The organism is Ruegeria sp. CDSA079 (genome assembly GCF_059612245.1).
On sequence record NZ_JBXWQF010000006.1, the window covers coordinates 217,875 to 240,887 of the forward strand.

26 protein-coding genes are annotated in these 23,013 nt (G+C 56.9%); 14 read left to right on the forward strand and 12 right to left on the reverse strand.

Annotation, left to right across the window (positions count from 1 at the left end; genetic code table 11):
* Positions 1–43 precede the first annotated feature (43 nt).
* On the reverse strand, positions 44–613 hold the full coding sequence (locus AC2FJZ_RS08855; RefSeq protein WP_496777081.1) for a gamma-glutamylcyclotransferase family protein: 570 nt from the start codon (positions 611–613) through the stop codon (positions 44–46).
* A 93-nt stretch (positions 614–706) separates the two neighbouring features.
* Between AC2FJZ_RS08855 and AC2FJZ_RS08860 the strand changes: the two genes are divergently transcribed.
* On the forward strand, positions 707–1,153 hold the full coding sequence (locus AC2FJZ_RS08860; protein ID WP_050604128.1) for an RrF2 family transcriptional regulator: 447 nt from the start codon (positions 707–709) through the stop codon (positions 1,151–1,153).
* A gap of 2 nt (positions 1,154–1,155) precedes the next feature.
* Here AC2FJZ_RS08860 and AC2FJZ_RS08865 read toward each other — a convergent pair whose 3' ends face one another.
* Both AC2FJZ_RS08865 and AC2FJZ_RS08870 read right to left on the reverse strand, forming a co-directional pair.
* Complete coding sequence (locus AC2FJZ_RS08865; protein ID WP_496777083.1) at positions 1,156–3,684, reverse strand: ABC transporter permease; 2,529 nt, start codon at positions 3,682–3,684, stop codon at positions 1,156–1,158.
* Positions 3,681–4,376, reverse strand: coding sequence for an ABC transporter ATP-binding protein (locus AC2FJZ_RS08870; RefSeq protein WP_496777085.1), 696 nt, complete (start codon positions 4,374–4,376; stop codon positions 3,681–3,683). The genes AC2FJZ_RS08865 and AC2FJZ_RS08870 overlap by 4 nt, the downstream gene beginning before the upstream one ends.
* Before the next feature lie 66 nt (positions 4,377–4,442).
* Here AC2FJZ_RS08870 and AC2FJZ_RS08875 point away from each other — a divergent pair, with 66 nt between their 5' ends.
* Positions 4,443–5,066 carry an arylesterase gene (locus AC2FJZ_RS08875; RefSeq protein ID WP_496777087.1) on the forward strand — a complete coding sequence of 208 codons (624 nt, stop codon included), beginning with the start codon at positions 4,443–4,445 and terminating at the stop codon, positions 5,064–5,066.
* A gap of 6 nt (positions 5,067–5,072) precedes the next feature.
* Here AC2FJZ_RS08875 and AC2FJZ_RS08880 read toward each other — a convergent pair whose 3' ends face one another.
* Both AC2FJZ_RS08880 and AC2FJZ_RS08885 read right to left on the reverse strand, forming a co-directional pair.
* A complete protein-coding gene (locus tag AC2FJZ_RS08880) occupies positions 5,073–5,627 on the reverse strand; it encodes a L,D-transpeptidase (RefSeq protein WP_496777088.1) in 555 nt (184 codons plus the stop codon).
* Positions 5,628–5,790: 163 nt separating this feature from the next.
* The gene (locus AC2FJZ_RS08885) at positions 5,791–5,997 is read right to left on the reverse strand and encodes a cold-shock protein (protein WP_050604132.1); all 207 of its coding nucleotides are present in this window, start codon (positions 5,995–5,997) and stop codon (positions 5,791–5,793) included.
* Positions 5,998–6,459: 462 nt separating this feature from the next.
* On the opposite strand from AC2FJZ_RS08885, the gene AC2FJZ_RS08890 reads away from it, so the two are divergent.
* On the forward strand, positions 6,460–6,849 hold the full coding sequence (locus AC2FJZ_RS08890) for a hypothetical protein (RefSeq protein WP_496777090.1): 390 nt from the start codon (positions 6,460–6,462) through the stop codon (positions 6,847–6,849).
* A 543-nt stretch (positions 6,850–7,392) separates the two neighbouring features.
* Here AC2FJZ_RS08890 and AC2FJZ_RS08895 read toward each other — a convergent pair.
* Both AC2FJZ_RS08895 and ettA read right to left on the reverse strand, forming a co-directional pair.
* Positions 7,393–8,244 carry a hypothetical protein gene (locus AC2FJZ_RS08895; protein ID WP_496777091.1) on the reverse strand — a complete coding sequence of 284 codons (852 nt, stop codon included), beginning with the start codon at positions 8,242–8,244 and terminating at the stop codon, positions 7,393–7,395.
* A 120-nt stretch (positions 8,245–8,364) separates the two neighbouring features.
* On the reverse strand, positions 8,365–10,020 hold the full coding sequence (ettA, locus tag AC2FJZ_RS08900) for an energy-dependent translational throttle protein EttA (RefSeq protein ID WP_050604135.1): 1,656 nt from the start codon (positions 10,018–10,020) through the stop codon (positions 8,365–8,367).
* A gap of 66 nt (positions 10,021–10,086) precedes the next feature.
* Between ettA and AC2FJZ_RS08905 the strand changes: the two genes are divergently transcribed.
* The 4 genes from AC2FJZ_RS08905 (at position 10,087) to dacB (ending at position 13,578) form a co-directional block, all read left to right on the forward strand.
* Positions 10,087–10,917: a hypothetical protein gene (locus AC2FJZ_RS08905; RefSeq protein WP_496777093.1), complete on the forward strand. Its 831-nt coding sequence runs from the start codon at positions 10,087–10,089 to the stop codon at positions 10,915–10,917.
* Positions 10,910–11,380 (forward strand): MOSC domain-containing protein, encoded by a 471-nt coding sequence (locus AC2FJZ_RS08910; RefSeq protein ID WP_496777094.1) that lies wholly within the window; start codon positions 10,910–10,912, stop codon positions 11,378–11,380. The genes AC2FJZ_RS08905 and AC2FJZ_RS08910 overlap by 8 nt, the downstream gene beginning before the upstream one ends.
* A 32-nt stretch (positions 11,381–11,412) precedes the next feature.
* Positions 11,413–12,033, forward strand: coding sequence for a nicotinate-nucleotide adenylyltransferase (locus AC2FJZ_RS08915; RefSeq protein ID WP_496777095.1), 621 nt, complete (start codon positions 11,413–11,415; stop codon positions 12,031–12,033).
* A 66-nt stretch (positions 12,034–12,099) separates the two neighbouring features.
* On the forward strand, positions 12,100–13,578 hold the full coding sequence (dacB, locus tag AC2FJZ_RS08920) for a D-alanyl-D-alanine carboxypeptidase/D-alanyl-D-alanine endopeptidase (protein ID WP_496777097.1): 1,479 nt from the start codon (positions 12,100–12,102) through the stop codon (positions 13,576–13,578).
* A gap of 24 nt (positions 13,579–13,602) precedes the next feature.
* Here the strand turns inward: dacB and AC2FJZ_RS08925 are convergent, their stop codons facing one another.
* The 3 genes from AC2FJZ_RS08925 to AC2FJZ_RS08935 all read right to left on the reverse strand — a co-directional run bounded on the left by AC2FJZ_RS08925 (position 13,603) and on the right by AC2FJZ_RS08935 (position 15,236).
* Complete coding sequence (locus tag AC2FJZ_RS08925) at positions 13,603–14,025, reverse strand: tellurite resistance TerB family protein (RefSeq protein ID WP_496668684.1); 423 nt, start codon at positions 14,023–14,025, stop codon at positions 13,603–13,605.
* A 102-nt stretch (positions 14,026–14,127) separates the two neighbouring features.
* On the reverse strand, positions 14,128–14,502 hold the full coding sequence (locus tag AC2FJZ_RS08930) for an EamA family transporter (protein ID WP_496777099.1): 375 nt from the start codon (positions 14,500–14,502) through the stop codon (positions 14,128–14,130).
* A complete protein-coding gene (locus tag AC2FJZ_RS08935) occupies positions 14,499–15,236 on the reverse strand; it encodes a class I SAM-dependent methyltransferase (RefSeq protein ID WP_496668688.1) in 738 nt (245 codons plus the stop codon). The genes AC2FJZ_RS08930 and AC2FJZ_RS08935 overlap by 4 nt, the downstream gene beginning before the upstream one ends.
* A gap of 379 nt (positions 15,237–15,615) precedes the next feature.
* Here AC2FJZ_RS08935 and AC2FJZ_RS08940 point away from each other — a divergent pair, with 379 nt between their 5' ends.
* The 5 genes from AC2FJZ_RS08940 to AC2FJZ_RS08960 all read left to right on the forward strand — a co-directional run bounded on the left by AC2FJZ_RS08940 (position 15,616) and on the right by AC2FJZ_RS08960 (position 21,010).
* The gene (locus AC2FJZ_RS08940; protein WP_496668690.1) at positions 15,616–17,190 is read left to right on the forward strand and encodes a lysine--tRNA ligase; all 1,575 of its coding nucleotides are present in this window, start codon (positions 15,616–15,618) and stop codon (positions 17,188–17,190) included.
* Positions 17,191–17,239: 49 nt separating this feature from the next.
* Positions 17,240–17,641, forward strand: coding sequence for a DUF4864 domain-containing protein (locus AC2FJZ_RS08945; protein WP_496777101.1), 402 nt, complete (start codon positions 17,240–17,242; stop codon positions 17,639–17,641).
* Between the two features lie 138 nt (positions 17,642–17,779).
* Positions 17,780–20,068, forward strand: a complete 2,289-nt coding sequence (locus AC2FJZ_RS08950) for a glycosyl hydrolase family 28-related protein (RefSeq protein WP_496777102.1) — start codon at positions 17,780–17,782, stop codon at positions 20,066–20,068.
* Between the two features lie 143 nt (positions 20,069–20,211).
* A complete protein-coding gene (locus AC2FJZ_RS08955; RefSeq protein WP_050604143.1) occupies positions 20,212–20,538 on the forward strand; it encodes an antibiotic biosynthesis monooxygenase family protein in 327 nt (108 codons plus the stop codon).
* A 64-nt stretch (positions 20,539–20,602) separates the two neighbouring features.
* Positions 20,603–21,010 (forward strand): universal stress protein, encoded by a 408-nt coding sequence (locus tag AC2FJZ_RS08960; protein WP_050604144.1) that lies wholly within the window; start codon positions 20,603–20,605, stop codon positions 21,008–21,010.
* Positions 21,011–21,013: 3 nt separating this feature from the next.
* Here AC2FJZ_RS08960 and AC2FJZ_RS08965 read toward each other — a convergent pair whose 3' ends face one another.
* Positions 21,014–21,490, reverse strand: a complete 477-nt coding sequence (locus AC2FJZ_RS08965) for a HugZ family pyridoxamine 5'-phosphate oxidase (protein ID WP_496777104.1) — start codon at positions 21,488–21,490, stop codon at positions 21,014–21,016.
* Between the two features lie 28 nt (positions 21,491–21,518).
* Here AC2FJZ_RS08965 and AC2FJZ_RS08970 point away from each other — a divergent pair, with 28 nt between their 5' ends.
* Entirely contained in the window at positions 21,519–22,034 is a 516-nt protein-coding gene (locus AC2FJZ_RS08970) for an excalibur calcium-binding domain-containing protein (protein ID WP_496668700.1), read from the forward strand.
* 18 nt (positions 22,035–22,052) lie between these two features.
* Here AC2FJZ_RS08970 and AC2FJZ_RS08975 read toward each other — a convergent pair whose 3' ends face one another.
* On the reverse strand, positions 22,053–22,532 hold the full coding sequence (locus AC2FJZ_RS08975; protein WP_496777105.1) for an excinuclease ABC subunit B: 480 nt from the start codon (positions 22,530–22,532) through the stop codon (positions 22,053–22,055).
* Between the two features lie 169 nt (positions 22,533–22,701).
* Here AC2FJZ_RS08975 and AC2FJZ_RS08980 point away from each other — a divergent pair, with 169 nt between their 5' ends.
* Positions 22,702–22,992 carry an antibiotic biosynthesis monooxygenase family protein gene (locus AC2FJZ_RS08980; RefSeq protein WP_050604147.1) on the forward strand — a complete coding sequence of 97 codons (291 nt, stop codon included), beginning with the start codon at positions 22,702–22,704 and terminating at the stop codon, positions 22,990–22,992.
* Positions 22,993–23,013 lie beyond the last annotated feature (21 nt).

The following is a 23,013-nucleotide window of genomic DNA, read 5'->3' on the forward strand; positions in this document are numbered from 1 at the left end:
AGAGATGCAGAACGGGGCCGTGCCAGTGGCGCGGCCCCTTTTGTTATGAGGGTTGTTCTATCCGGACAGACAAGCCGGACAGTCGATCATCGACAAAATCCCGCTCAGCAGGTTGGAGTTGTTGGTGACGTGGATAACGCGGTTCGGCGCGATCATTCAGAATCGGGGCGTCCCAACCACTGGTTGTTGCGAAGAACCGGTCCGCGCCGTCCTCTCCAAACGCTCGCAAATAACCCTGCACGACAACGTCGATGTAACTGAGTAGTAGCGGATGGTGGTTGTTGGGCGCGTTGTGCCGGTCATGGGGCACTGCGTAAACCGCGATTTCGACTTCATGCGTCAGCGGATGTGAAATGGCGTCAGTCGCGGGAATCCGGTCATAGGCCCATTCCCGCTGATCCAAAGCGATCCAGTCGTTTTTCGGTACATGGGCGATCATTCCTTCGATCTCGGACCCCGCATCCGGCACTGCGGTCAGAAAGGCCACAGGGCGCAGGTCGGTGTGCCGCCATGCCCGTTTCCAGCCTTTCAGTTTTGCCGGGCGCGGGTCGGGAAAATCATGGGTGGCGAGGTTCACAAGGCTGCCATAGCCAAAGAAATAGGGATCGGGCATGGATAAGGCGTCCTTTTGATCGATTGATGTATGTCAAACCGCTTTTTTCCCGGACATGCAATAAGGTTGCATCTTGAATTCAGGGAGGCCCTCATGCGGATTACCAAACGGACGAATATCGCTGTGCGCCTGTTGATGTATTGCGCAGCGCACCCGGACAGGCTGGTCACCAAGTCGGAAATTGCCGAAGTGTGCAATATTTCGGAAAACCATCTGGCGCAGGTGATCAACCAACTGAGCCAGTTGGATTATCTGAGCACGCAACGGGGACGAAATGGCGGCATGTCGCTGGCACGCCCGGCTGATGAAATTCGGATTGGCGCAGTGTTCCGGCACGTTGAGGGGGCATTGCCCATTGCCGAGTGTTTTGCGGATGCGGACAACACCTGTCCCTTGACGGATGCCTGCCGCTTGCGGCTGGCGCTACAGGACGCGGCCGAGGTGTTTTACGCCTCTCTCGATGATGTTTCGCTGGATGCGCTGGTCTGTGACAATGATCCGTTGCTGAAACTTCTGCAGCCCGTGGCTTGTGTGCGCTGAGCTCAGTCGCTGGCGCGCAGGATACGGGCTGGTCGCGCAGAAAGTGGACGCAACGCAAAGGCGAGACCTGCGCAGAGTGTGACGCCAATCCCGGCCAAAACAATGCCGAGGGCTGAAGACCAGATGACCGCAAAATCCGTCTCGAATATGTAGGTGGCCACAGCCCAGCCGCCCAGAATGCCGACCAGCAATGCGACACAGCTTGCAGCGGCCCCTAGCAAAACAGAACGCAGGCCAAAGCTGCGCAGGATGCGGCCCCGGTTGGCCCCCAGGGTTTTGAGGATCGCCGCCTCGTATCTGCGGGCAGGTTCGCCCGCTGCTGCGGCTCCGATCAAAACCAGAAACCCGGTCAGCAAAGACACACCCGCACCGTAAGATGTGGCGGCGGCGATACCGGCCAACAGGCCCGAAACGCGGTCGATGGCGTCGCGTACCCGAATGGCAGTTATGTTGGGGAACTGGCCAGCGAGGTCCCTGAGGATGGCAGCTTCGGCCTGCTCTTCGGCATAAACAGTGGCGATGAAACTGTGTGGCGCGCCGGACAGGGCGGAGGGGTTCATTGACATGATGAACCCCATGCCTGCGGTAGAGAAATCCACTTCGCGCAGTGAGGTCAGTTCTGCCGTTATGTCGCGACCGAGGATATTGACGGTCAGTTGGTCACCAAGTTGCAGACCCATTTCGGCGGCTTCTTCAGCGGCAAAGCTGACCTGCGGCGCACCCGAATAATCCTTGGGCCACCACTCCCCTTCCGTCACATTTGCGTTTGCAGGGGGCTGAGCAGAGTAGGTAACACCCCGGTCGCCTTCGAGCACCCAATGATCACCAGCCACGTCGCGGGCAGGACGGCCATTGATCTGTGTGATGATCCCACGCAGCATCGGCGCGCTTTCGATGCGGCTGACGGCGGGGTCCGAGTTCAGACGATCTGTAAAGCCAGGCATCTGATCCTTCTGGATGTCGACGAAGAAATACGAGGGCGCAACGTCTGGCAGGTTGCCTGAAATCGCGTTGCGCAGCGTGCCGTCGATCTGTCCAACCGCGGCCAGAACGGACAAGCCCAGACCGAGCGACAGAACCACCGAGCCTGCGCCTTCACGCGGGTCTGAAATGGCGGACAAGGCCCATCGCAAGGCGGGGCGTCCACGTGCCAATGGAGCACCGGCCCGAGCCAGTTTGCGAATGGCATAGGCAGCGAGAGTCAGCAAAACCAGCGCACCCACAAGCCCCCCGCTTGTCCAAAGGGTCAATCGGGTGGATCCGCTGAACCACGCGGCGATGGTGATAAGCAACGTAAGCCCGATGCCTGTGGCGACGACATAGATCGGGCGAGGAAAAGCACGGGCTGTGCTCAGCGCATCGCGAAACAGGGTTGCGGCCCGTACATCTTCTGTTCTTGCCAACGGCCAGAGTGTGAACAGAAACGCTGTGAGCAACCCATAGATAGCGGCCTCGATCAACGGTTGCGAATAGAGCGAGAATACCGCCGGGACCGGTAACTGACTTTCCAGCAGAGGAGCCAGAAGAAGTGGCGCCAGTCCACCCAGCACCAGACCGATCACAATCCCTATCAAAGAAAGCACGCCGATCTGAATCATGTAGGTTTGAAAAATCGTCGCGCGATCCGCCCCCAAGGTGCGTAGGGTCGCCACGGTTTCCGTTTTTTGGGACAGATACGCGCGCACGGCCGCAGATACACCTATGCCACCCACCGCAAGACCGGAGAGGCCAACAAGGACCAGAAAGGCGCTGAGGCGGCTGACAAATTCGGATATTCCGGGGGCACCGTTGCGTGCATCGCTCCATCGCATTCCCGTGCCGTCAAAGGCGTTGCTGGCATCGGCAGCGACCTCGGCAAGGGCGGCTGTGTCAGGCAGGTTTAATCTATACTTAGTCGTAAACAGAGTGCCGGGTTCCAGCAGCCCGGAGGTCTGTAGTGCCTCAGTCCGCACCACTGTTCGCGGCCCCAGACTAAACCCGTCCGCCGCACTGTCCGGTTCGTTCAGCAGCGCGGCCGTCAGGATGAATTCCTGTGTACCAAGCTTGAGACGATCACCAACAGACAGCCCAAGCCGATCGATCAGCACGGGCTCCATAATCGCTCCGGGCAAACCGGATGCCCCGCTCAGGGCGTCTTCCAGCGTTATGTCAGGCTCAAGTTTAACCGAACCAATCAAGGGATACGCAGTGTCGACGGACTTAACCTGGGTCAGTGCACGTTCCGATCCGGCGGCGCGGGGCACAACAGCCATCGAACGGAAATCGACGATCTCGGACACCTGCTCGGACGCTTGCCGCATCCAGGCGCGTTCGGCCTCATCGGCAAAGCGATAGGTGAACTCAAGCTGGGCATCGCCGCCCAAAAGCGAAGCACCTTCTTGCGCCAATCCGGTCTGGATGGCCTGCCGCACCGACCCGACGGCAGCAATGGCTGCGACGCCGAGGGCCAGACAGGCCAGAAAGATCCGAAATCCGCGCAAGCCGCCGCGCAGCTCGCGACGGGCGAGGCGTCCCGCCAGTCGCAGGCTCATTCGGCAGCCTCCTGCCGTGTCTCTTCTGCGATTCGCCCGTCACGCAGCCGAACGACCCGGTCACAGCGCTCTGCCAGGGAATGGCTGTGAGTGACAAGAACAAGAGTTGCCTCATATTTGCGACGCAGTCCAAACAGCAGATCAACAATCGCGGCACCGTTTGCTTCATCCAGATTCCCGGTCGGTTCATCTGCCAAAAGAATTTTGGGACGCGGCGCAGTGGCACGGGCCAGAGCCACCCGTTGCTGTTCACCGCCTGACAATTGCGCCGGATAGTGATCGCGCCGATGGGAAAGCCCGACAGCGTCCAGTTCAGCCTCGGCACGGTCGAACGCATCCTTGTGACCAGACAGCTCCAGCGGGGTTGCCACGTTCTCCAGCGCTGTCATGGTCGGGATCAGGTGGAAGTTCTGAAACACCACACCCATGGTGTTGCGGCGAAACCGGGCCAGTGCGTCTTCGTCCATGCTGGTCAGATCCTGATCCAGAGCGGTGATTTGGCCACTGGTCGCCTGTTCCAACCCGCCCATCAACATCAGCAGCGAAGATTTGCCCGAACCGGACGGCCCGATCAGGCCTAGTGTCTCACCCTTGGCCACAGTCAACGTAATGTCATGCAGAATATCGACCCGTCCGGCATTGCCATCCAGAGATAAAGCAGCATTTAGGAGGGTGAGAACAGCAGATGTCATGGGTCTACCCGTTTGAGGAGCGGTCTTTTGGGATATGGAGCGATCAGCACATTGCGCAAGACTTTGATGACAGGTCTGTTTGTCTGCTGCGGTTTCACGGCCACAGCCGAGCAAGTGGTGATTGCCGCCTTGGGGGATTCGCTGACACAGGGCTATGGGCTGGTGGAAGAGGATGGGTTCGTCCCACAGCTTGACCGTTGGATTCAGGCGCGGGGTGCAGATGTACGGGTGATAAATGCCGGAGTTTCGGGTGACACAACGGCAGGCGGGGCTGCGCGGGTGGAATGGACCCTGACGCCGGATGTTGATGGAATGATCGTTGTCTTGGGTGGAAATGACCTGTTGCGCGGGATCGATCCTGCAGTCTCACGCACCAACCTGCGCGAAATTCTGGAGGTTGCGCGGGATAGCGATGTCGCCGTTCTGCTGATCGGAATGCAAGCGCCGGGCAATTATGGCGCCGAATACAAGCAGGCGTTTGACGCTATGTATCCTGAACTGGCGCAGGACTATGGGGTCTTGTTTGCCAGTAGTTTCTTTGAAGGGCTGGCAGCAGACGGTGATCCCGGTGCAGTGTCGCAATTCATGCAGGCTGACGGCATTCACCCCAACGCCGCCGGGGTCGCTAGGATCGTCGACGCGTTGGGCCCATCCGTTCTGGGGCTTATTGAGCAGGCAACGGCCCCCTGATTTCGATCAGACGACCGTGACAACGGTTCCGATTGGGACCCGGTTGTACAAATCAACGACATGTTCATTCAGCATTCGAATGCACCCGTTTGATACTGCCCGACCAATTGTTTGCGGCTGAGTCGTGCCGTGGATGCGGAAATAGGTATCGACCCCGTTCTGAAACAGATACAGCGCCCGTGCGCCCAAGGGGTTATCTCCGCCACCGGGTTGGACATAGTCATTGTCCTTGAATTTTGCGTAGGCCACCGGGTCGCGCTCGATCATTTCATCGGTCGGACGCCAGGTGGGCCATTCCTTTTTTACGTCGATGGTGGCAGCGCCGGTGAACTCCAGCCCCGCTTTGCCAACACCACAACCATAGCGGATCGCTTTGCGCGGTTCAGTGACGTAATAAAGATAGAACGAGCGAGGGGCCACCAGAAGCTGCCCGGGCAAGAATTGCTTTTTGATGCGTACGAATTGCGGTGTCGGATCGTACTCGACCGCTTTCTTGGCGCTGGCGATACCCGGCAACAAACTGACTGCAGAACCTGCCAGAAAAACACGGCGTGTGAACATCGAAACCCTCATCGAATGACCAATGAAACCTAAGAACCAGTTTCATCATGATATGATATTTGGTCAATTCTAGGGCAAGCATCACACAGTCGTGATGTGTCCCGCCTGCCACCAGAGGTGGCGGTGGAAAAGGGCGAGGGGGACCCCTCACCCAATCTCAAGCTTATGCAAGCTGGATATTGTCGGCGCTTTCGCGACCGTCACGACCAGCGCGCAGCTCGTATGTGACTTTCTGGTTGTCGGCCAGACCGGTCAGGCCCGAACGCTCGACGGACGAGATGTGAACGAAGATGTCTTTGCCGCCATCTTCGGGTGCGATAAAGCCGTAGCCTTTGGTTGTGTTGAACCATTTTACGGTGCCTGCGGGCATATCCGTTGTCTCCTGTTTAGTGCTGCCCACGGTGTTGCGGCAGCCCGGCGTCGTTGTCTGTATCGATAGACTGAGCGCCGGAATCGGAGACAGTGGGTCGAATAGAAAAACGTTAGCCCTTTTCATATGGCATTGAGGTGGCCATGTGGCAAGGGACGATCGCCTGGATTAAACAATGGCACCAGAGCATATTGAGGCGATTCAAGGGAATTTTTTCAAAGGGCCGGACCAGCCATACCTGGCTCACTCGACCAGCGGTCGCCCGCGTTTTCGAACAAACGCATAATGTGACTATTCAGAATCACACCTCTGCATTTCGGCGGTTTGAGGCTCAGGACCAGAGGTATCATGTTCGGGCAAGTCTTCGTAGATCTCACAAGTTCTCATTTTTATTCAATTATTGTGATGTTTGAAAAAAGACACCGGAATGCTATACTTAACTGCATGAACGTGGGGGCGGGTATGAAACTTGTATGCACATTAGCGGTTCTGTTCTGGGCCGGAGCTTCAGATGCTTTGACCATCTCGGATGGGTCGGAAAGTGCGACTGCGGGTAATGATCAAATTATACCCGAGCTTCAATCAGTCTTTGACAGTGAAAGACATCGTGAAGAGATGGAATGGGAAAACCTGCGTTTGACCCAAGTCCCCGAAACCTCAGACCATGACCGGCATCTCGAAGAGCTGGAGTTGTTGCAGGAACAGACCACTCAGGATCAGGGCGTGACGGAAGGCAATGTGACAGAGGCAAACCTCTCGGCCGTCCCTATTCCAGCCAGTTGGTTGCTGCTGGTTGGCGCGTTGGCGGGGCTGTTTGGTCTCGGGAAGCTTCACGGAAACCGGTCAGCTTAAGGGCCGCAACTGCAATCATCCAAAACAGTTTTGACTGGGACGTCGGAGTTTGGTTGCTTTGAGTAGCCTTGAGGTGATCGAGCGCGGCTAGTGGCATTCAGTCACGTAACCGTACTCGTCCATCCATCGTGATATCCGCACGAGTCGGGTTGATCCGGAATGGAGTGGTGGTGTCACCAAGGGCATGCATAGAGAGCCGTAGGATGGGGTTTCACCCCATCATTTGAGATAGTTGGATTTGGAGGAGTGAGGAGCAATGGGTGCGAGCACCCATCCTACTTTTTCTAGTCACTTCATACCGTTATGCAGAATGGCCAAACTCGAAAATGGTCCGCTAGCTGGTGGCTTTACCTCTGCACGAGGTCTTTTCTCCAATGGATTGCGCTTTTTTAAATCGTTCAGACGGTCTGAAAAGATCTTTCGAAGGTAAGTTTAGTCTTGGTGCTATTCTGGGCAAACCTCATATGCGGCCAAACCTTCTGTCAACGATTTGGCAGCTAAACACGCACGGATCTAGGTGTTAACTCATCTGCGGTCACATGATCAATCGGTCGCGGTCAGCGTGCCGCTTAATGCACGTTGTAGCAAGCTTCCGGCAGGTAGCTGGTCATAGGCGCCCGTGCTCGAATTCCGATAAAGTTCACCTGCCCTTCTTACCATCGAGCCGAAGAAATGTATTGTCTGGCTCTGATCCGGGTATTCCAGGGGAAACTGTTGCGGGTCATGAATGTTTTTGCGGAGTTTGGGCGCTCCGAATGGGTAGTGCACGTGGGGTGGCGTTAGTTCGATGTTGCCGTGTTCGCGGGCCAGCAGTGTCAAAAGGATCGGACCAAAAAAGTTTCGGGGCAGGTTGTCGGAATAGAAATCCACATCGCCCAGTCTTTCAAACATGTCCTTTGCGGATTTGTTTTCGACCCCGGTTTCCACATTGGTATCCCATGTGTCACGAAACTGGATTTTGTCGCCCTGTGTCAGGAACAGATAGTCCGAGAATAAATCCGAATCCGGATCCAGATACATTACACCGTTCCACAGATAGCGGGTGCCATCCCGGAATGCGCGGCCAATCGTGATCAGATTGGTGTCGAAAGTCACCGGCTTGAGTAGATAGACATCGCAATCAACCCAAATAAGGTTCTCGGCCTGCATCATCTTCAGGCGGAAAAGGTCCGAAAAGCGGGCCGAGTGCTGTTGAAGAATGCGTTCCGACGCTTCCGTCAGTTCGAGCACGGTTGACGCGTCGCGCAGAATGACGCCTTCGGGAACACCGCTCATGTTTGGTTCGTAGCTGAATAACGTGATTGGTTGGCCAGCGCGAACAAAAGAAAACAGACAGGCCTGTTCCAGTGGACCAAGTGCCGACCCGGACCAAAATGTACCAAAACCATTCTGCATAGTATGTCCTTGTTCAGAAATACTCCGTCGTTGCAGCGAAGGCGAGAGCAGCCCTTCGAACCGCTGGGTGAGGGCGGAGTGCACCCTCACCGTTCAAGGTTGCAGTGGTTCTGCCCGTTCTCACCGCGCAAACTTCTTATGCTTCAACCGCTTGGGCTCCAACGCGTCCGGTCCAAGACGGCGTTTCTTGTCCTCTTCGTAATCCTCGAAGTTGCCCTCGAACCATTCCACATGGGCATCACCCTCAAACGCCAGAATATGCGTGCAGATACGGTCGAGGAAAAAGCGGTCGTGCGAGATGACCACGGCGCAGCCGGCGAAATCGACCAGGGCGTCTTCCAGCGCGCGCAGGGTTTCGACGTCCAGATCGTTGGTCGGTTCATCGAGCAGCAGGACGTTGCCGCCCTCTTTCAGAAGACGGGCCATGTGGACGCGGTTGCGCTCACCACCTGACAGAAGCGAGACCTTTTTCTGCTGGTCGCCGCCCTTGAAGTTGAAGGACGAGCAATAGGCGCGGGAATTGACCTGCGCATCGCCCAATTGGATGATCTCGGCACCGCCGGTGATCGCCTCCCACACAGTGTCGTTGTCTTTCAAGTCGTCGCGGGACTGGTCGACATAGGACAATTCGACCGTGTCGCCCAGCGAGATGGTGCCGCTGTCGGGCTGTTCCTGACCGGTGAGCATCTTGAAGAGCGTTGATTTACCGGCGCCGTTGGGGCCGATGACGCCGACGATGCCGCCGGGGGGCAGGGCGAAGTCCAGCCCTTCGATCAGTTGCTTGTCGCCCATATGTTTCGACAGGCCTTCGACCTCGATCACTTTGCCGCCAAGGCGTTGGCCGTTGGGGATAACGATCTGGGCGCGGGTCAGCTTTTCGCGCTCAGATTGGTCTGCCAGCTCGTTATAGGCGTTGATCCGGGCCTTGGATTTGGCCTGACGGGCCTTCTGGCCCTGACGCATCCAGTCCAGTTCACGCTGCAGGGTTTTCTGCTTGGACTTGTCCTCGCGGGCTTCCTGCTCCAGCCGTTTGGCCTTTTGTTCCAGCCACGCGGAATAGTTGCCCTCGTAAGGCAGGCCGCGGCCCCGGTCCAGTTCGAGGATCCAGCCGGTGATGCTGTCGAGGAAATAGCGGTCGTGGGTGACGATCAGGATGGTGCCTTTGTAATCGATCAGATGCTGTTGCAGCCAGGCGATGGTTTCGGCGTCCAGGTGGTTGGTCGGTTCGTCGAGCAGCAGCATGTCGGGCGCTTCGAGCAGCAGCTTGCAGAGCGCCACGCGGCGTTTCTCACCGCCCGAAAGGTTGGCGATGTTGGCATCGTCTGGCGGGCAGCGCAGCGCTTCCATCGAGACGTCGATCTGGCTGTCGAGATCCCAGAGGTTCTGGCTGTCGATCTCGTCCTGCAGCTTGGCCATCTCGTCGGCGGTTTCGTCCGAGTAGTTCATCGCCAGCTCGTTATAGCGGTCGAGAATCGCCTTCTTCCCGGCCACGCCCAGCATGACGTTTTCACGCACGCTGAGGGTTTCGTCCAGCTTCGGCTCCTGCGGGAGGTAGCCGACCTTGGCGCCCTCGGCCGCCCAGGCTTCGCCGGTGAAATCCTTGTCCAGACCGGCCATGATCTTCATCAGCGTCGATTTACCCGCACCGTTGACGCCGACGACACCGATTTTCACGCCGGGCAGAAAGCTCAGGTGGATGTTTTCAAAGCACTTCTTGCCACCAGGATAGGTCTTGGAGACACCCTGCATGTGGTAGACATATTGATAGGCGGCCATGTCGCGTCCTCTGGGTCGGGGAAATTGAGTTGGGCGGTGTGATAGCGGATGCGTTTGGTGGGGGCAATGAGGCACTATCTGTTTGAGCAACTGAGAGAGGACATTTTTATGCAGGGCGAACAACGCAGGTCGGTGGAATTTAGCGTACTGGAGTTTAGCGAAGCCGATCTCTCCGAAATGGAGGAATGGGAAGCTGCCGCACTAGCTTTAACTTCATATATTGCAAGTGAAGTTCGTACTATGATGCGTCTCTATCTCGCTTCGGCTCATGATTTCGACGACGAGTTCTTGGTAAACCTAGCTTCGATCTCTCAGAGCGCTGTGGTCTTACGCATTTGGTCCGCCAAGCTTTACGAGTTCATAGATTTCGTCGAGAAAAACAACCGGCAAGAGTCCAAGCTGCCGAAGCCGTTATTAGACTTGATAGATAAGACTGCGCAAAGACTGAAAGAAGTCAAAAGTGGCCAACGTTGGGCTATTGCGAGAGCAATCAGAAACGAAACTGCATTTCACTACAATTTGAAAGCTGTGAAGAAGAACTTGAGGCACTTAACTTCTGGTGTGGACTTGAATTTTTTTATTAATTCCCAAGCTGCCAACAGCATGTTCCCAATAGGAGAAGAAGTTGTTTTCAATGGGCGATTACATCGAAGTGGTCACCCAGGAGCAACTGTTGAGCAGAGAGGAGCTATTCTAAAAGAATGGCATACTTGGAATGTTTCAGTGACACGCGAAGTTTTTAGGCTGCACCAAAAGATGGTCAAAGCCTACGTTCATCCTAAGCAGCAGTTTGCCATACCGCGAAAGCGTAGTGTCTCGATGGCGAATTGCAAAGTGAAAGACTTTGATTCTTTCAGGCTCCCTCTATTTGACGTCCCGGGTGAACGCAGTGAGTGATCTAAAATCCTTGATTGCCGGCTGGGCGCAGCCCGGACGGATTGAATGGATTGGTCTGCGGCCAGAACGACGGGCGGAGATGGTTACAGTTGATGCTGGGATGATCTCCAACGACGGCCTCGAAGGCGACCGTAGCCGTGCGGGCAAGCGGGCGGTGACGCTGATTCAGCAAGAGCATCTGGCGGCGATTGGGTCTTATCTCGGGCAGGGGCCGGTTGCGCCTGACATTCTGCGGCGCAATCTGGTGGTGTCAGGGATCAATCTGGCGGCGCTCAAAGGGCGCGAGGTTAAGGTGGGCGAAGCCGTTCTGCGCTTTACCGTGATCTGCGCGCCGTGCAGTCGGATGGAGGAGGCCCTTGGTCAGGGCGGCTACTCTGCCGTGCGCGGGCATGGCGGATGGTGCGCTGAGGTCCTCCGCCCCGGGCAGGTCAGGCTGGGTGATGCGGTGCAACCTGTTGATTGACAACGCCGCCGAGTTCTGAACATCAGCAAAGGATGTTGCGAAGCGCCATTCCATATGCGCGGCCCGGACAGGTCGTTGGTCTGTTCGGCGGGTCCTTTGATCCGCCGCATCAGGGGCATGTGCATGTCACGCGCGAGGCGATAAAGGCGTTTGGGCTGGATCGGGTGTGGTGGCTGGTGTCTCCGGGCAATCCGTTGAAAGAACATGGGCCAGCCCCAATGGCGCGGCGGCTGCAAGCCGCGAAAGCCGTGATGCAACACCCGAAAGTCGACGTGACGGATATCGAGGCGCTGACCGGCACGCGGGCGACGGCGGATACTCTGGCAGTCCTGCGGCTGCTTTACCCGCAGGTTCGGTTTGTCTGGCTAATGGGGGCGGATAATCTGGCGCAGTTTCATCGTTGGAAAGACTGGCGACTGATTATGGACAGCGTTCCTGTTGGCGTCGTCGCGCGGCCGGGGGATCGGATTTCGGCGCGGATGTCGCCTGCGGCTCGGGTCTATGCAAAGTACCGCATCGACGGGCAGGCGCGGCATCTATTGGGCCAAGCGCAGGCTCCGGCGTGGTGTTTCGTGAACGTTCCGATGGTTGATGTCAGCTCGACAGAGATCCGGACGCGCGGGGAATGGAGCGCGAAAGTGTTGCCGGAATAGCCCCCATGGGCGCATAATCTCGGCAAGTGGTTGTGTGCGTTTGCTCAGTGGGATTTTAATTCGGCTATGGCTGGTCGTTTTTCACGTCGTGTATTTCTGGGGGGATTGGGGGCATCTCTGATCCCGGCAGCGGGACTTGCGCAGGCGCCGCTGGTCTCTCTCAGGCCGCAGATCCGCGGGGTGCCTCTGAGCGGGGCCGAACGTCTGGTGGCTGCGGCTGGATTAAAGGGCGAGGTTGTGTTTGCGGTTGCGGAAGTGGAGACCGGGGCGCAACTGGAGGTGTTCGGAGATGGGGCCGCCTTGCCCCCGGCCAGTGTCGGCAAGGCGCTAACCGCGCTTTATGCGCTGGACGTTCTGGGCGCGGATCACCGGTTTGAAACCCGTTTGGTGGCGGATGGACCGATCGAGAACGGCATTCTGCATGGTGATCTAATCCTGGTGGGCGGCGGAGACCCCCTGCTGGATACGGATGCGCTGGCCACGATGGCGGCCAACCTGCGCGAGGCTGGAGTTACCGAGGTACGCGGTGCGTTCAAGGTCTATGACGGAGCGCTGCCTTTTGTGTTCAGCATCGATCCCGGGCAGCCGGATCATGTGGGTTACAGCCCAGCCGTCAGCGGGATTTCGTTGAATTTCAACCGTGTTCACTTTGAATGGAAGCGCGCTGGAAAGGGCTATGACGTAAGTATGGACGCGCGCAGTGCGCGCTATGTGCCTGCAGTGGATGTGGCCGCTATGCGAGTCGAGAGCCGAAGCCTGCCCATATACACCTATCAGCCAAGCGCGCGTCAGGATCGGTGGACCGTGGCCAAGGGTGCGCTGGGCAATGGGGGTGCGCGCTGGTTACCGGTACGTAAACCCGCGCTTTATGCAGGCGATGTGTTTCGAACCTTGGCGCGGTCAAACGGGGTTGTGCTGGGGCGGGTGCAAGTGACACGGCAAAGCCCGCAGGGCGTGGACCTTGTGGTGCATCGCAGTGACCCATTGGAGAGTATTCTGCGCGGGATGCTGAAATATTCGACCAATCTGACGGCTGAAATGGTCGGGCTGGCTGCAACCAAAGCACGGGGTGTCTATCCCGGAGACCTGGCTGAGTCGGCGGCCGAGATGAACCGTTGGGCGTCAGAGAGCTTTGGCGTCAGCGGTATCGCCATGGTCGATCATTCTGGTTTGGGCGACGCCTCTCGCATTGTGCCCGCAGATCTGGTTTCTGCCTTGGTGGTGGCGCAGAAGGCAGGAATATTGCGCCCCCTGATGAAGCCGTTTGCGTTGACTGATCGGAATGGTCGGATTGTCAAAAACCACCCTGTAAAGGTTGATGCAAAGACTGGAACATTGAACTTTGTCTCGGGGCTGGGTGGATTCCTGACAACGGCAGATGGGGTCGATCTGGCCTTTGCGATATTCACCGCGGACGTGGCGCATCGCGCAAACATACCACGCGCACAACGTGAACGTCCGGATGGCGCGCGCAGCTGGAACCGACGGTCGCGGAAACTGCAACGCGCGCTGCTCGAACGCTGGGGCGCATTGTACGGCAGTTAAAGTCTGAAACCCGACGGGCCCCTGTCAGACGGCGTGGCGCGCGCGGGCTCCGCGCTCAATTGCGGCAGCGTGTAGACGGTCGATGTTCAATTCATAACGTATTTCTTCCAGCAAACGCAGCTCGGTTTCGGCCAGTGATCCGTCTGCGGCAGCAACATCGCAAGCCAGCGCATAAGCGGTTTCGTTCAGGCGTTCGGGAAGATTGTCGCGGATCAGGCCAAACAGAGCATCCAGCCCGTCTTCCTGTTCGAACAGATCAAACACGATCTGTGATACGTGGCGCATCCGGTCGATATCATACCCGGCGAAGACCGGAAGCATGTTCACCGCAACTTCTATCTTGACCAGTTCAGCGGTTCGGATCGTTTCATCAGATGCCGAAATCGCAACCATGATCGCCACAAGGCAATCCTGTGGGGACATCGGGTGGGGAACTTGCTCGGTCATTCGGTGCATCCTGCTTGGGGTTCTTCAAAGGCGCAGGATAGAAGGGGGGCAGGGCAGGTTCAACATCTTGTTTTGCCGGGTCTGTGCAGCAGGTTGGACCGATCAGGTGTTCATCACCACCATCCCGCCGAGCAAAAGACCAGCCCCAACCCAATAGCGCAGCCCCAGCGTTTCGCCAAAGAACAGCCATGAGGCAAGTGGAACCAGCACAAAGCTCAGTGCCATGAACGGATAGGCTTGCGACAAGGGCACATGTCTGAGGACATAAATCCACAAGATCGTAGCTGATCCGTAGATCGCAAGTGCGACAAGTAAAAAGGGGTCAAGCAGGGTATGCAGAACGCCCATCACGCCTGTGGCGTCGCGTTCGTCGATCCGCCCGCCAGCGAGTTTGAACAGCACCTGCCCGAGGGAAATCATAACGGGCGTCAACAGCAGGCCCGTCCAGATCATAACCGTCGGTGTGGCAGCGCTCATGCCGCCTGATCCTTTGCGGGCTTTTCGTTGGTTTGCTTCGCCGGGCGATCTTCGCAGTAGTAGATGTCGCGCCCGATATCTTCGCAGACATGCGTGCTGGGACTGGGATGCACAGCGCGCAGAAAGCTGTGAGTGTAGGGGAAGAAGTTGAAATGAGGATTGAAGCTGTAGAGGTACTCCCTCTCGCGCGGGACCACAATTATGACGCGCTTTCGCGCGACCCGGCGCAGCTCAGCAATCGCTCGGCGATAGTCCAATAGGTGTTCGATCACATGGGTGCAGATAACGGTGTCGAAGCTGTTGTCTTCAAAGGGCAGATCCTCGATCCGTGCGGCAACATAGGTGATGTTATCCAGAGCCTCTGCGTCGTCGACCACAAAATCTACGCCGGTCATGTCGGGAATTTCCGGGCGCAGGGCGCGGATACGTTGCAATAGAACGCCGGTGCCGCAACCGACATCGCAGATGCTGTCGCCCACTGAGTCTTTGGCGACCCGATCTATGCAGGCTTCGGAATTGTCGGTTCCGTCGTGAACGCGTGGGTGGTCGCGATACAGGGTTTCGTATTCTTCATCCGTCAGAAAGGGCGCGCGTTCGCGGAATGCGGCAAGCCGCGTAATATGTTCGCCCCAGACCCGGCGAGCCAGCCAGTGGAAAACGGCGCTGTCACGCAGAATTGGCGGCACGATATCTTCGAGAACAAAGCGGATCAGGTTGGTAGTTTCGCGTCGCATCTTGTGTCCTGTGGTCCGGGAAGGTCCTGTTTTTCGCCCTAGTCATACATGGCTCGGGAAACACACGAAATACACAAGCCAAGCCAGAGTGTGTCGCACGTGTCATTTTTGTTTCGGGGCCACACTCAACTTGCCAATTTAGTTTCAAGAACGCTGGTTCGTGAAATGGAAGACGTAGAAATGGCTGGTGGAGTGTTTGTGGGTCAAACAACCTGGGCGGTTCCAGTTTCTTTCAGTCCGACCGCAGACCTGTTTTCGACCGGGGTATGGCGCGAAATGCGCCACTGCTTTATTGACTTATGCTGCACTGGCACAATAGGAGGGGCCGGTCCGGTTGCATGCGGCGACCAAAGCACCTTTCCCGATGGAGCATATTGAAATGTCTGAACTGCGTGAAACCGCGATGTCGTCCAAGGCCTGGCCTTTTGAAGAGGCGCGCCGGTTGCTCAAACGCTACAGACAAGGTGCTCCGGAAAAGGGGTATGTCCTGTTCGAAACCGGTTACGGCCCATCGGGCTTGCCTCACATCGGTACGTTCGGTGAGGTGGCGCGAACCACGATGGTCAAACGTGCGTTCGAGGCGTTGTCGGATATTCCGACCAAGCTGATCTGTTTCTCGGACGATCTGGACGGGATGCGCAAAGTGCCCAGCAACGTTCCGAACCCGGAGATACTGGAACAGCATTTGCAGCGCCCGTTGACATCGGTGCCGGATCCATTCGGCGAGTATGACAGCTTTGGCGAGTACAATAACGCCATGCTGCGACGGTTCCTCGACACTTTTGGGTTTGAGTATGAGTTCTACTCGGCCAAGGAGTTCTATGAGTCCGGACAGTTTGACGAGGTCCTCAAGCGCGCGGTTGAGCGCTATGACGAGATCATGGCGATCATGCTCAAAAGTCTGCGAGAGGAGCGCCAGCAGACCTATTCGATCTTCCTGCCGCTGCACCCCGAAAGCGGTCGGGTGATGTATGTTCCGATGAAAAAGGTCTGTGCCGAGACATACACAGTGACCTTTGACGACGAGACGGGCAGAGAATGGACCGTTCCCGTCACCGGTGGCCATGTAAAGCTGCAGTGGAAGCCGGACTTCGGCGCGCGCTGGGCGGCGTTGGGTGTCGATTTCGAGATGTATGGCAAAGAACACGCGACCAACGAAAAGATTTATGACGCGATCTGCCGGGCTCTGGGCGGTCGTGCGCCCGAACATTTCTCGTATGAGCTGTTCCTGGATGAAAATGGTCAGAAAATTTCGAAATCGTCCGGCAATGGCGTGGCTATTGACGAATGGCTGACCTATGCGCCGACTGAGAGCTTGGCGTATTTCATGTATCAAAAGCCCAAGACGGCCAAACGGATGCATTTCGATGTAATCCCGAAGGCTTATGACGAATATCATCAACAGTTGCGTGCCTATCCGGGGCAGGATCTGAAGGCGCAGTTGAACAACCCGGTTTGGCATATCCATGGGGGTGATGTTCCTGAATCGACCTTGATCGTGCCCTTCGCGATGTTGTTGAATCTGGCATCGGTGTCTGGTGCGGAAGACAAAGAGGCGCTGTGGGGCTTTATCCGCCGTTATGCGCCGGAGGCCACGGCCGAGAGCCATCCCGATCTGGATCAGGCGGCAGGCTTTGCAGTGCGCTACTTCAACGACTTCGTCAAACCGACGCGCAAGCATCGCGCACCTACGGATCAGGAACGCGAGGCGTTGGAAGCGTTGAAAGCTGCGCTTGAAGCTTACGATGGGCCGACCGAGGACGAGGCGCTTCAATCTGTGGTCTATTCCATCGGACGCGAGCGGTTCGATCCCATGCGTGGCTGGTTCACGGCCCTGTACGAGGTGCTGCTGGGCGCATCACAAGGCCCGCGTTTTGGTGGGTTCATCGCTTTGTACGGTGTGCCTGAGACAATTGCGCTGATCGACAAGGCGCTGGCCGGAGAGCTGGTCTGATTTGACCTGAACAGGTGTGGGGCTACTCTTTTCAAAAGGAGGTGGCCCCATGCGTCGACTGTTGCTTGCTATATCCTTGAGTGCCGGATTGGCGTCAGGAGCGTTTGCACAAAGCGCCGAGATTGAGGCGAATATCGCGGCGCAGATACAAGCCTTCAAGGCGGATGATTTTGCGACGGCCTTTACCTTTGCCAGTCCCAACATTCAGCGCCTGTTCCAAAACCCCGACAATTTCGGAGCCATGGTGCGCAATGGGTATCCCATGGTTTGGCGTCCGGCGGGTGTGCGCTTTCTGGAGCTGCGTGAGATCGCCGGAGCTTTGTGGCAGAAGGTGATGATCACCGACGGAAACGGGCGGGTTCATATTCTGGATTATCAGATGATCCCGCTGGAAAGCGGTTGGAAGATCAACGGGGTCCAGCTTTTGGGTAACTCGGATCCTGCAGCCTGACGCAACACCATCGTCACGGTGAGATGAGCCGTGGTTAATTCCCTTTCGGTATCCAGACTACCGCGTTCGGGACGGACCTGAACACGAGGTTTGGACGCGTTGCCAGATATGTGCGGCGCGATTGAGAAAGGGTTTTCAATGAACAAGGCAATCACCGACGGCATCGTGTTCATGCCACCGCAATTTGCGAATGGCTTGACGGTCTGGTCTGCTGGAGACGGGACACCCGGCTCGCCCACCTATGGCGGGTCCGGCACCGGGGTTTTTGCACCGTCGGACGCGGATTTTGGCGGCTGTCTTGAGATTCTGAAGGTGAACACCACGCAGCAACTGCGCTATATGGGGCAGACGCCGATCCTGCCGGGTTGTTATTTGCAGATCAAAGCCCGTGTCAAAGCGATTAGCGGCCCGCTGCCATCAGTGCGCATCGCCGCCTGGGCAGGCGGGGCGGGAGACGCACATGTGGCAGGTGTTGTAGAGCAAGGGCCAGCGACTCAGCTATCGGGTTATGGTTCTGTGCATGAGATCACCGCGATTGTGGGCACCGGACAGCGCCCGGGCGTGGATATGCCTTGGGGGCTCGCTGCGCTGTACGGGCATTTCGGCGTGGACATCGAAGGGGCCAATGGTGCCTTGGTGCGTGTTGACGATCTTGAGATTACTGACGTCACCAATGTTTTTCTTCGTGAAATGATCAGTCTGGTGGACGTTCGGGATTATGGCGCCTTGGGTGACGGTGTTACGGACGATTCCGCCGCGTTTGAAGCGGCGGATCAGGCAGCTGGCGGTCGCCGTGTCTATGTTCCGCAGGGCATCTATCACCTTGCAGAAAACACCAGTATGGCTTCCGAGATGGAGTTCGAAGGCACCGTTACGATGCCGGATGACAAGATGCTGTTGCTGACCAAAGACTTCCATCTGCCCAGCTATATCGCGGCCTTTGGAGATGAAGAGTTGGCGTTCAAAAAGGCGTTTCAGGCGCTGTTGAATAACTCGGATCATGAATCGCTGGATTTGGGTGGCCGCAAGATTTCAGTAACGACCCCGATCGATATGGCCGCAGCGGTTCCGAACAAACAAGGCGGGTTCTCGACCCGCCGGGTGATCCGAAACGGTCAATTCGATGTCAAAAGCAGCACGGATTGGGATACCGAGACCTTCACATCGGTAGCAACCTATGATCCTTCGGACAACACCCGGCTGACCAACGTCGCCAATGTCGCGAACATTCCCGTGGGATCTTTGGTACAGGGAAGCGGTGTCGGGCGCGAAATCTATGTGCGGTCAAAAAACATTGGGGCGGGCGAGATTATCCTGAACGCGCCTATCTATGATGCCTCGGGCACCCAGACTTTCACGTTTCACGCGTTCAAATACCTTCTGGACTTCAGCGGCTTTAACACGCTGCGCAAATTCGGCATGGAGCAGATCGAATTCCAGTGCAACAGCCGGTGCAGCGGCATCCGTCTGGCGGCATCGGGCAGCACATTCCAACTGAAAGACTGTTTCGTCAGCCGCCCGAAGGATCGGGGTATCACCTCGATCGCGACAGGGTGCAAAGGGATGTTGATCGACAATTGTCAATTCCTGTCGGCGGAAGAGTCTTTCCCCGTGACGGATCGGTCTTCGATCGCGCTGAACACCAACTCGAATGACGTTAAGTTGCGGCACAATCAGGCGGTACGGTTCAAGCATTTTGCCGTGTTGGGCGGCGACAACAACATGGTTCTTGGCAATCACTTTTTCCAGGGTGATGGCATTCCGCAGGGTGTTCGCACCGCTGGGCTGATCATGATCGGCACCTATAACAGTTCCACCATCGCTGAGAACTATATCGACAACTGTTTTATCGAATGGACCAATGAACGGGACGCGTCACCCACCTATACCAGTGGGTTCTCGTTCAGTGCCATGAGCATCACGGACAACATCTTCTACTCAAGCCAGGCGCCGTCCTGGTTCAGCTTTCTCATTGTGCGCCCTTATGGGGCCGGGCATTTCTTGAACGGTTTGGCTGTGACCGGAAACAAGTTTCGCGCCACAAGCGGTTGGATAGATCGGGCGGAAAGGGTGGACACGTCATTTGCGGATCTGAACAACAACAGGCACACGAATGTGACGTTCCAGAACAACACCTATCACGGTGTCACCAAAAAATCTGCGCATCCGTTGAGGATTCGTCACCAGCAGAACTCTGCGTCGAATTTTTGGATTATTCCTGCAAATGGAGAGCTGCCGTTTAACGGAAAAGCACGTAGCTGTGATGGAGTCACGATTGTTGACGGGATCTACGGTGTTTTCAATAATTTCGTTTTCGGCGTTCCTCATGTTGTGACCGAGCATGGATCTGCAGGTGAAAACTTGCTTTTGCGCTGGTCAGAACACGTCAGGGGTGAAGTGTCGGTTTTGATGCGAATGGAGAAGTAGCACCAGGGCTGGCCACCCCATTAAGGGTGGCCAGTTCGCCTTTCTTTGCCAGAAGCAATTGATCATGATGCGTCATGTCGGCAGTAAATAGGCGACGTTTGTTTTCGGTGTGCTAAGCTGAGGAAAGCAAATGGAGAGTCCCGATGCCGAAAATCGCTAAAAACGCCAGTGTTCAAACAGTTATCACAACCTTTGAAATGACCCCGGGTACGTGTCAGGACCTGTTGGAGGCCCTGACAGATGCTTATGCCGAGTTCATCTCAAAGCAGCCGGGATTTGTGTCTGCAGGGCTGCATGTGAACGATGCCCAAACGCGCATTGCCAACTATTCGCAGTGGGAACGCCGCGAAGATTTTCTCGCCATGTTGCGGACGCCAGAAATGCGCGACCGCAACCGCAAGATCAACGAATTGTGCAAAAGCTTTGAGCCGGTCATGTATGACGTGGCCGAGACATTCGGAAGTTCCTGACCTGAATCAAAGCCTGCGGCATTTGTCTGTTTCACAGTTAGTCTGAAAAACGGAGGCTCACGCTATGTATCACAACATTCTTGTCCCTATCTCTTTTGATGCTGAAAGAGACACGTCCGGGCCTTTGAAGCTGGCCCAGCTTTTGGCCACGCCAGACGCACAGGTGACATTGCTGCATGTGGTCGAGCATATTCCGAATTATGCGATTTCGTATATGCCGCCCGAGTACCTCACCGAAGCGCGCAAGGCGATTCAAGCGGAACTGGATGAGCTGGCATCTCAGTTGCCGAATGCACGTGGATTGGTGGTCGAAGGGCATTCCGGACGAACAATTCTGGACTGGACCGAAGCCAACAATCCCGACTTGATCATTATGGCATCGCACCGGCCGGGGATGCAGGATCTGTTGCTGGGCTCGACTGCATCTCATGTCGTGCGGCATGCGGGGTGCGCGGTGCATGTGGTTCGCTGACCGTCAGAAATCCTCCGCTGTCAGACGATAGGCTTTGCCAAAACCGCCATTCAGTAACCCATCCTTTATGGCGAACCTGACAAAGCTGAAATCTGCGAAATCGACGTATAGCTTTGCTTTGGGCCGCAGGCTCAGATACCGCTCGCGCAGCGGGGCATAGTCGGACATGTCCCGGTGTACCGGCCGTGCCACGGCATGAAGTGTAAGACGAGGATGCGTCAGCGGGTCGCCTTTCTCTTCGGGCTCCCCGACCAGAAGGGCGCAATTGGGATTGGCGTTCAGCGAGCGGGTGTGTTCAGCCAGAGAAGAGATCAGCGTGACGGGGCAGCCATCTGTATCCGTGGCCAGCGCGATGCGGGACAGCGTCGGCAGAGTCGTTTCGGGCTGCAGAACGGCCAGCGCAGCGAACCGGGCCTGCTCAAGAAGCTCTCTGGCCTGCGCACGAGCGTCGCCGTCCGGGGTTTGATATGGATTGGTCACTGTATCGGCAAGACCTCGGAATCAGGGTTTGGCAATCACACTAGTGGGCAAAACAAGGTCCCGCCAACCTTTCAGATCGATTGCCTCGGCTTTGCCACATATCCATCGTAAAAGCCCGGACATGCTGTTCAAGAAGTCTACGCAGGATACGCCTGACCTGAACCCAAGATCGTCCAGACGCCATCAGCGGGCCGAGGCCACGCGCCGGCAGGCGTTATCTCCGATACGTATCCTGACCATGGTTCTGTTGCTGCCACTGACCACCGTACTAATCGCGGTGAGTGTTTTCATTCGACTGTCCGAGTACAATCGGGACGAGGCAGTGATCCATCTGATCGCCCTGGTAGGGTGCGATGCGACGCAGGCCATGGGGATCGGACCTTTTCGGGAAGGGCAGCCAGGGTATCACACACGCAACGACCCGGATGGGGACGGGGTGGCCTGCGGCTTTGCCGAAGCGCCAGCCTCCCAGAATGCGCAACCAGAGAACCGCCCAGAGCCGCAACAACGTTCTGTCGGCAACGCCAAATTCGTGCGCCCATAGCGTATAACGCAAACGTATTCAGGATAACTGCGCGCCTGCACACGTGCGAAAAATACGCACCTGCGGCGCTGCGTCGTTCAGGGGAAACTCTGCGATCCCGTCTTGCGTGAACGCATAGGCGACCCGGTTGTATTCCAACCCATCCAGCACATTGCCAAAGCCGGTATCTGTCACCGTCAATGCGGATCCTTCGTCGGACAAGACATGGCGTGGGGTGGCGATTTCGATGGGGTTTGGTCCTTCGAACCGCATCGCAAACCACGGGGATTGGGCCCACATCTGATCCTTTCGAGTGACCGTCAGCGAATAGAGCGGTGCGGACGGGTCATAGGTCAGGAAAATCGTTGCCGCTCCTGTGTCGTGCGACAGCGTGCAGATATCGCCCACCGTCGCCTCCCACGCGGAGGCCGGGGTGGCAAGGATCAAAGAGGTCAGAATTGCGCGCATGGGTGGGGATGTAGCCGCCGAACAGGGCAAGACAAGGTACGGGGCTCCCACGGCGCAACCCTGAAGTGTCAGTTGCTTGGGCGCAGTGAGGCGCGTGGTTGAAAATGGCTGCAAATCCCACGTATCAATGCGAGATTTCAAGTCGCTGTGCTAGGGTGCGCACGGCGCGGTCGTTCCGGTCGCGTCCCATGGCAATTTCGCCAGACGAGGGAGGAAAGTAATGTTTGCACGTATTACCCAATTCAAGATGAAGCCCGGCACGCGCGAGGCGGCGACGGCGAAAATGAACGCATTGAAATCCGAAATCATGGGCATGCCCGGCATACACAGCTTTACCAACGTGATGAACGAGGACGGGTCGGGCTATGTGATTTCGGTGGTCGAAAGCGAAGCGACCTCAAACGCAAACGCGCCCAAAGTGGCCGAGCTGTGGGGTCATTTCGCCGAATTCATGGAAGGTCCGCCGACACCGGTTGGGTACGACGTGGTTGCGCATTGGGATAAGGGGTAAAGGTTCGGGCGGGATATTCCC

Coding starts and splice junctions, on each gene's coding strand:
- AC2FJZ_RS08855 (WP_496777081.1), bottom strand. CDS start 613: ATGCCCGATCCCTATTTCTTTGGCTATGGCAGCCTTGTGAACCTCGCC.
- AC2FJZ_RS08925 (WP_496668684.1), bottom strand. CDS start 14,025: ATGACCGAGCAAGTTCCCCACCCGATGTCCCCACAGGATTGCCTTGTG.
- AC2FJZ_RS08860 (WP_050604128.1), top strand. CDS start 707: ATGCGGATTACCAAACGGACGAATATCGCTGTGCGCCTGTTGATGTAT.
- AC2FJZ_RS08890 (WP_496777090.1), top strand. CDS start 6,460: ATGAAACTTGTATGCACATTAGCGGTTCTGTTCTGGGCCGGAGCTTCA.
- AC2FJZ_RS08905 (WP_496777093.1), top strand. CDS start 10,087: ATGAGGCACTATCTGTTTGAGCAACTGAGAGAGGACATTTTTATGCAG.
- AC2FJZ_RS08960 (WP_050604144.1), top strand. CDS start 20,603: ATGTATCACAACATTCTTGTCCCTATCTCTTTTGATGCTGAAAGAGAC.
- AC2FJZ_RS08950 (WP_496777102.1), top strand. CDS start 17,780: ATGAACAAGGCAATCACCGACGGCATCGTGTTCATGCCACCGCAATTT.
- AC2FJZ_RS08870 (WP_496777085.1), bottom strand. CDS start 4,376: ATGACATCTGCTGTTCTCACCCTCCTAAATGCTGCTTTATCTCTGGAT.
- AC2FJZ_RS08885 (WP_050604132.1), bottom strand. CDS start 5,997: ATGCCCGCAGGCACCGTAAAATGGTTCAACACAACCAAAGGCTACGGC.
- ettA (WP_050604135.1), bottom strand. CDS start 10,020: ATGGCCGCCTATCAATATGTCTACCACATGCAGGGTGTCTCCAAGACC.
- AC2FJZ_RS08940 (WP_496668690.1), top strand. CDS start 15,616: ATGTCTGAACTGCGTGAAACCGCGATGTCGTCCAAGGCCTGGCCTTTT.
- AC2FJZ_RS08865 (WP_496777083.1), bottom strand. CDS start 3,684: ATGAGCCTGCGACTGGCGGGACGCCTCGCCCGTCGCGAGCTGCGCGGC.
- AC2FJZ_RS08935 (WP_496668688.1), bottom strand. CDS start 15,236: ATGCGACGCGAAACTACCAACCTGATCCGCTTTGTTCTCGAAGATATC.
- AC2FJZ_RS08875 (WP_496777087.1), top strand. CDS start 4,443: ATGACAGGTCTGTTTGTCTGCTGCGGTTTCACGGCCACAGCCGAGCAA.
- AC2FJZ_RS08955 (WP_050604143.1), top strand. CDS start 20,212: ATGCCGAAAATCGCTAAAAACGCCAGTGTTCAAACAGTTATCACAACC.
- dacB (WP_496777097.1), top strand. CDS start 12,100: ATGGCTGGTCGTTTTTCACGTCGTGTATTTCTGGGGGGATTGGGGGCA.
- AC2FJZ_RS08980 (WP_050604147.1), top strand. CDS start 22,702: ATGTTTGCACGTATTACCCAATTCAAGATGAAGCCCGGCACGCGCGAG.
- AC2FJZ_RS08930 (WP_496777099.1), bottom strand. CDS start 14,502: ATGAGCGCTGCCACACCGACGGTTATGATCTGGACGGGCCTGCTGTTG.
- AC2FJZ_RS08945 (WP_496777101.1), top strand. CDS start 17,240: ATGCGTCGACTGTTGCTTGCTATATCCTTGAGTGCCGGATTGGCGTCA.
- AC2FJZ_RS08915 (WP_496777095.1), top strand. CDS start 11,413: ATGTTGCGAAGCGCCATTCCATATGCGCGGCCCGGACAGGTCGTTGGT.
- AC2FJZ_RS08880 (WP_496777088.1), bottom strand. CDS start 5,627: ATGTTCACACGCCGTGTTTTTCTGGCAGGTTCTGCAGTCAGTTTGTTG.
- AC2FJZ_RS08895 (WP_496777091.1), bottom strand. CDS start 8,244: ATGCAGAATGGTTTTGGTACATTTTGGTCCGGGTCGGCACTTGGTCCA.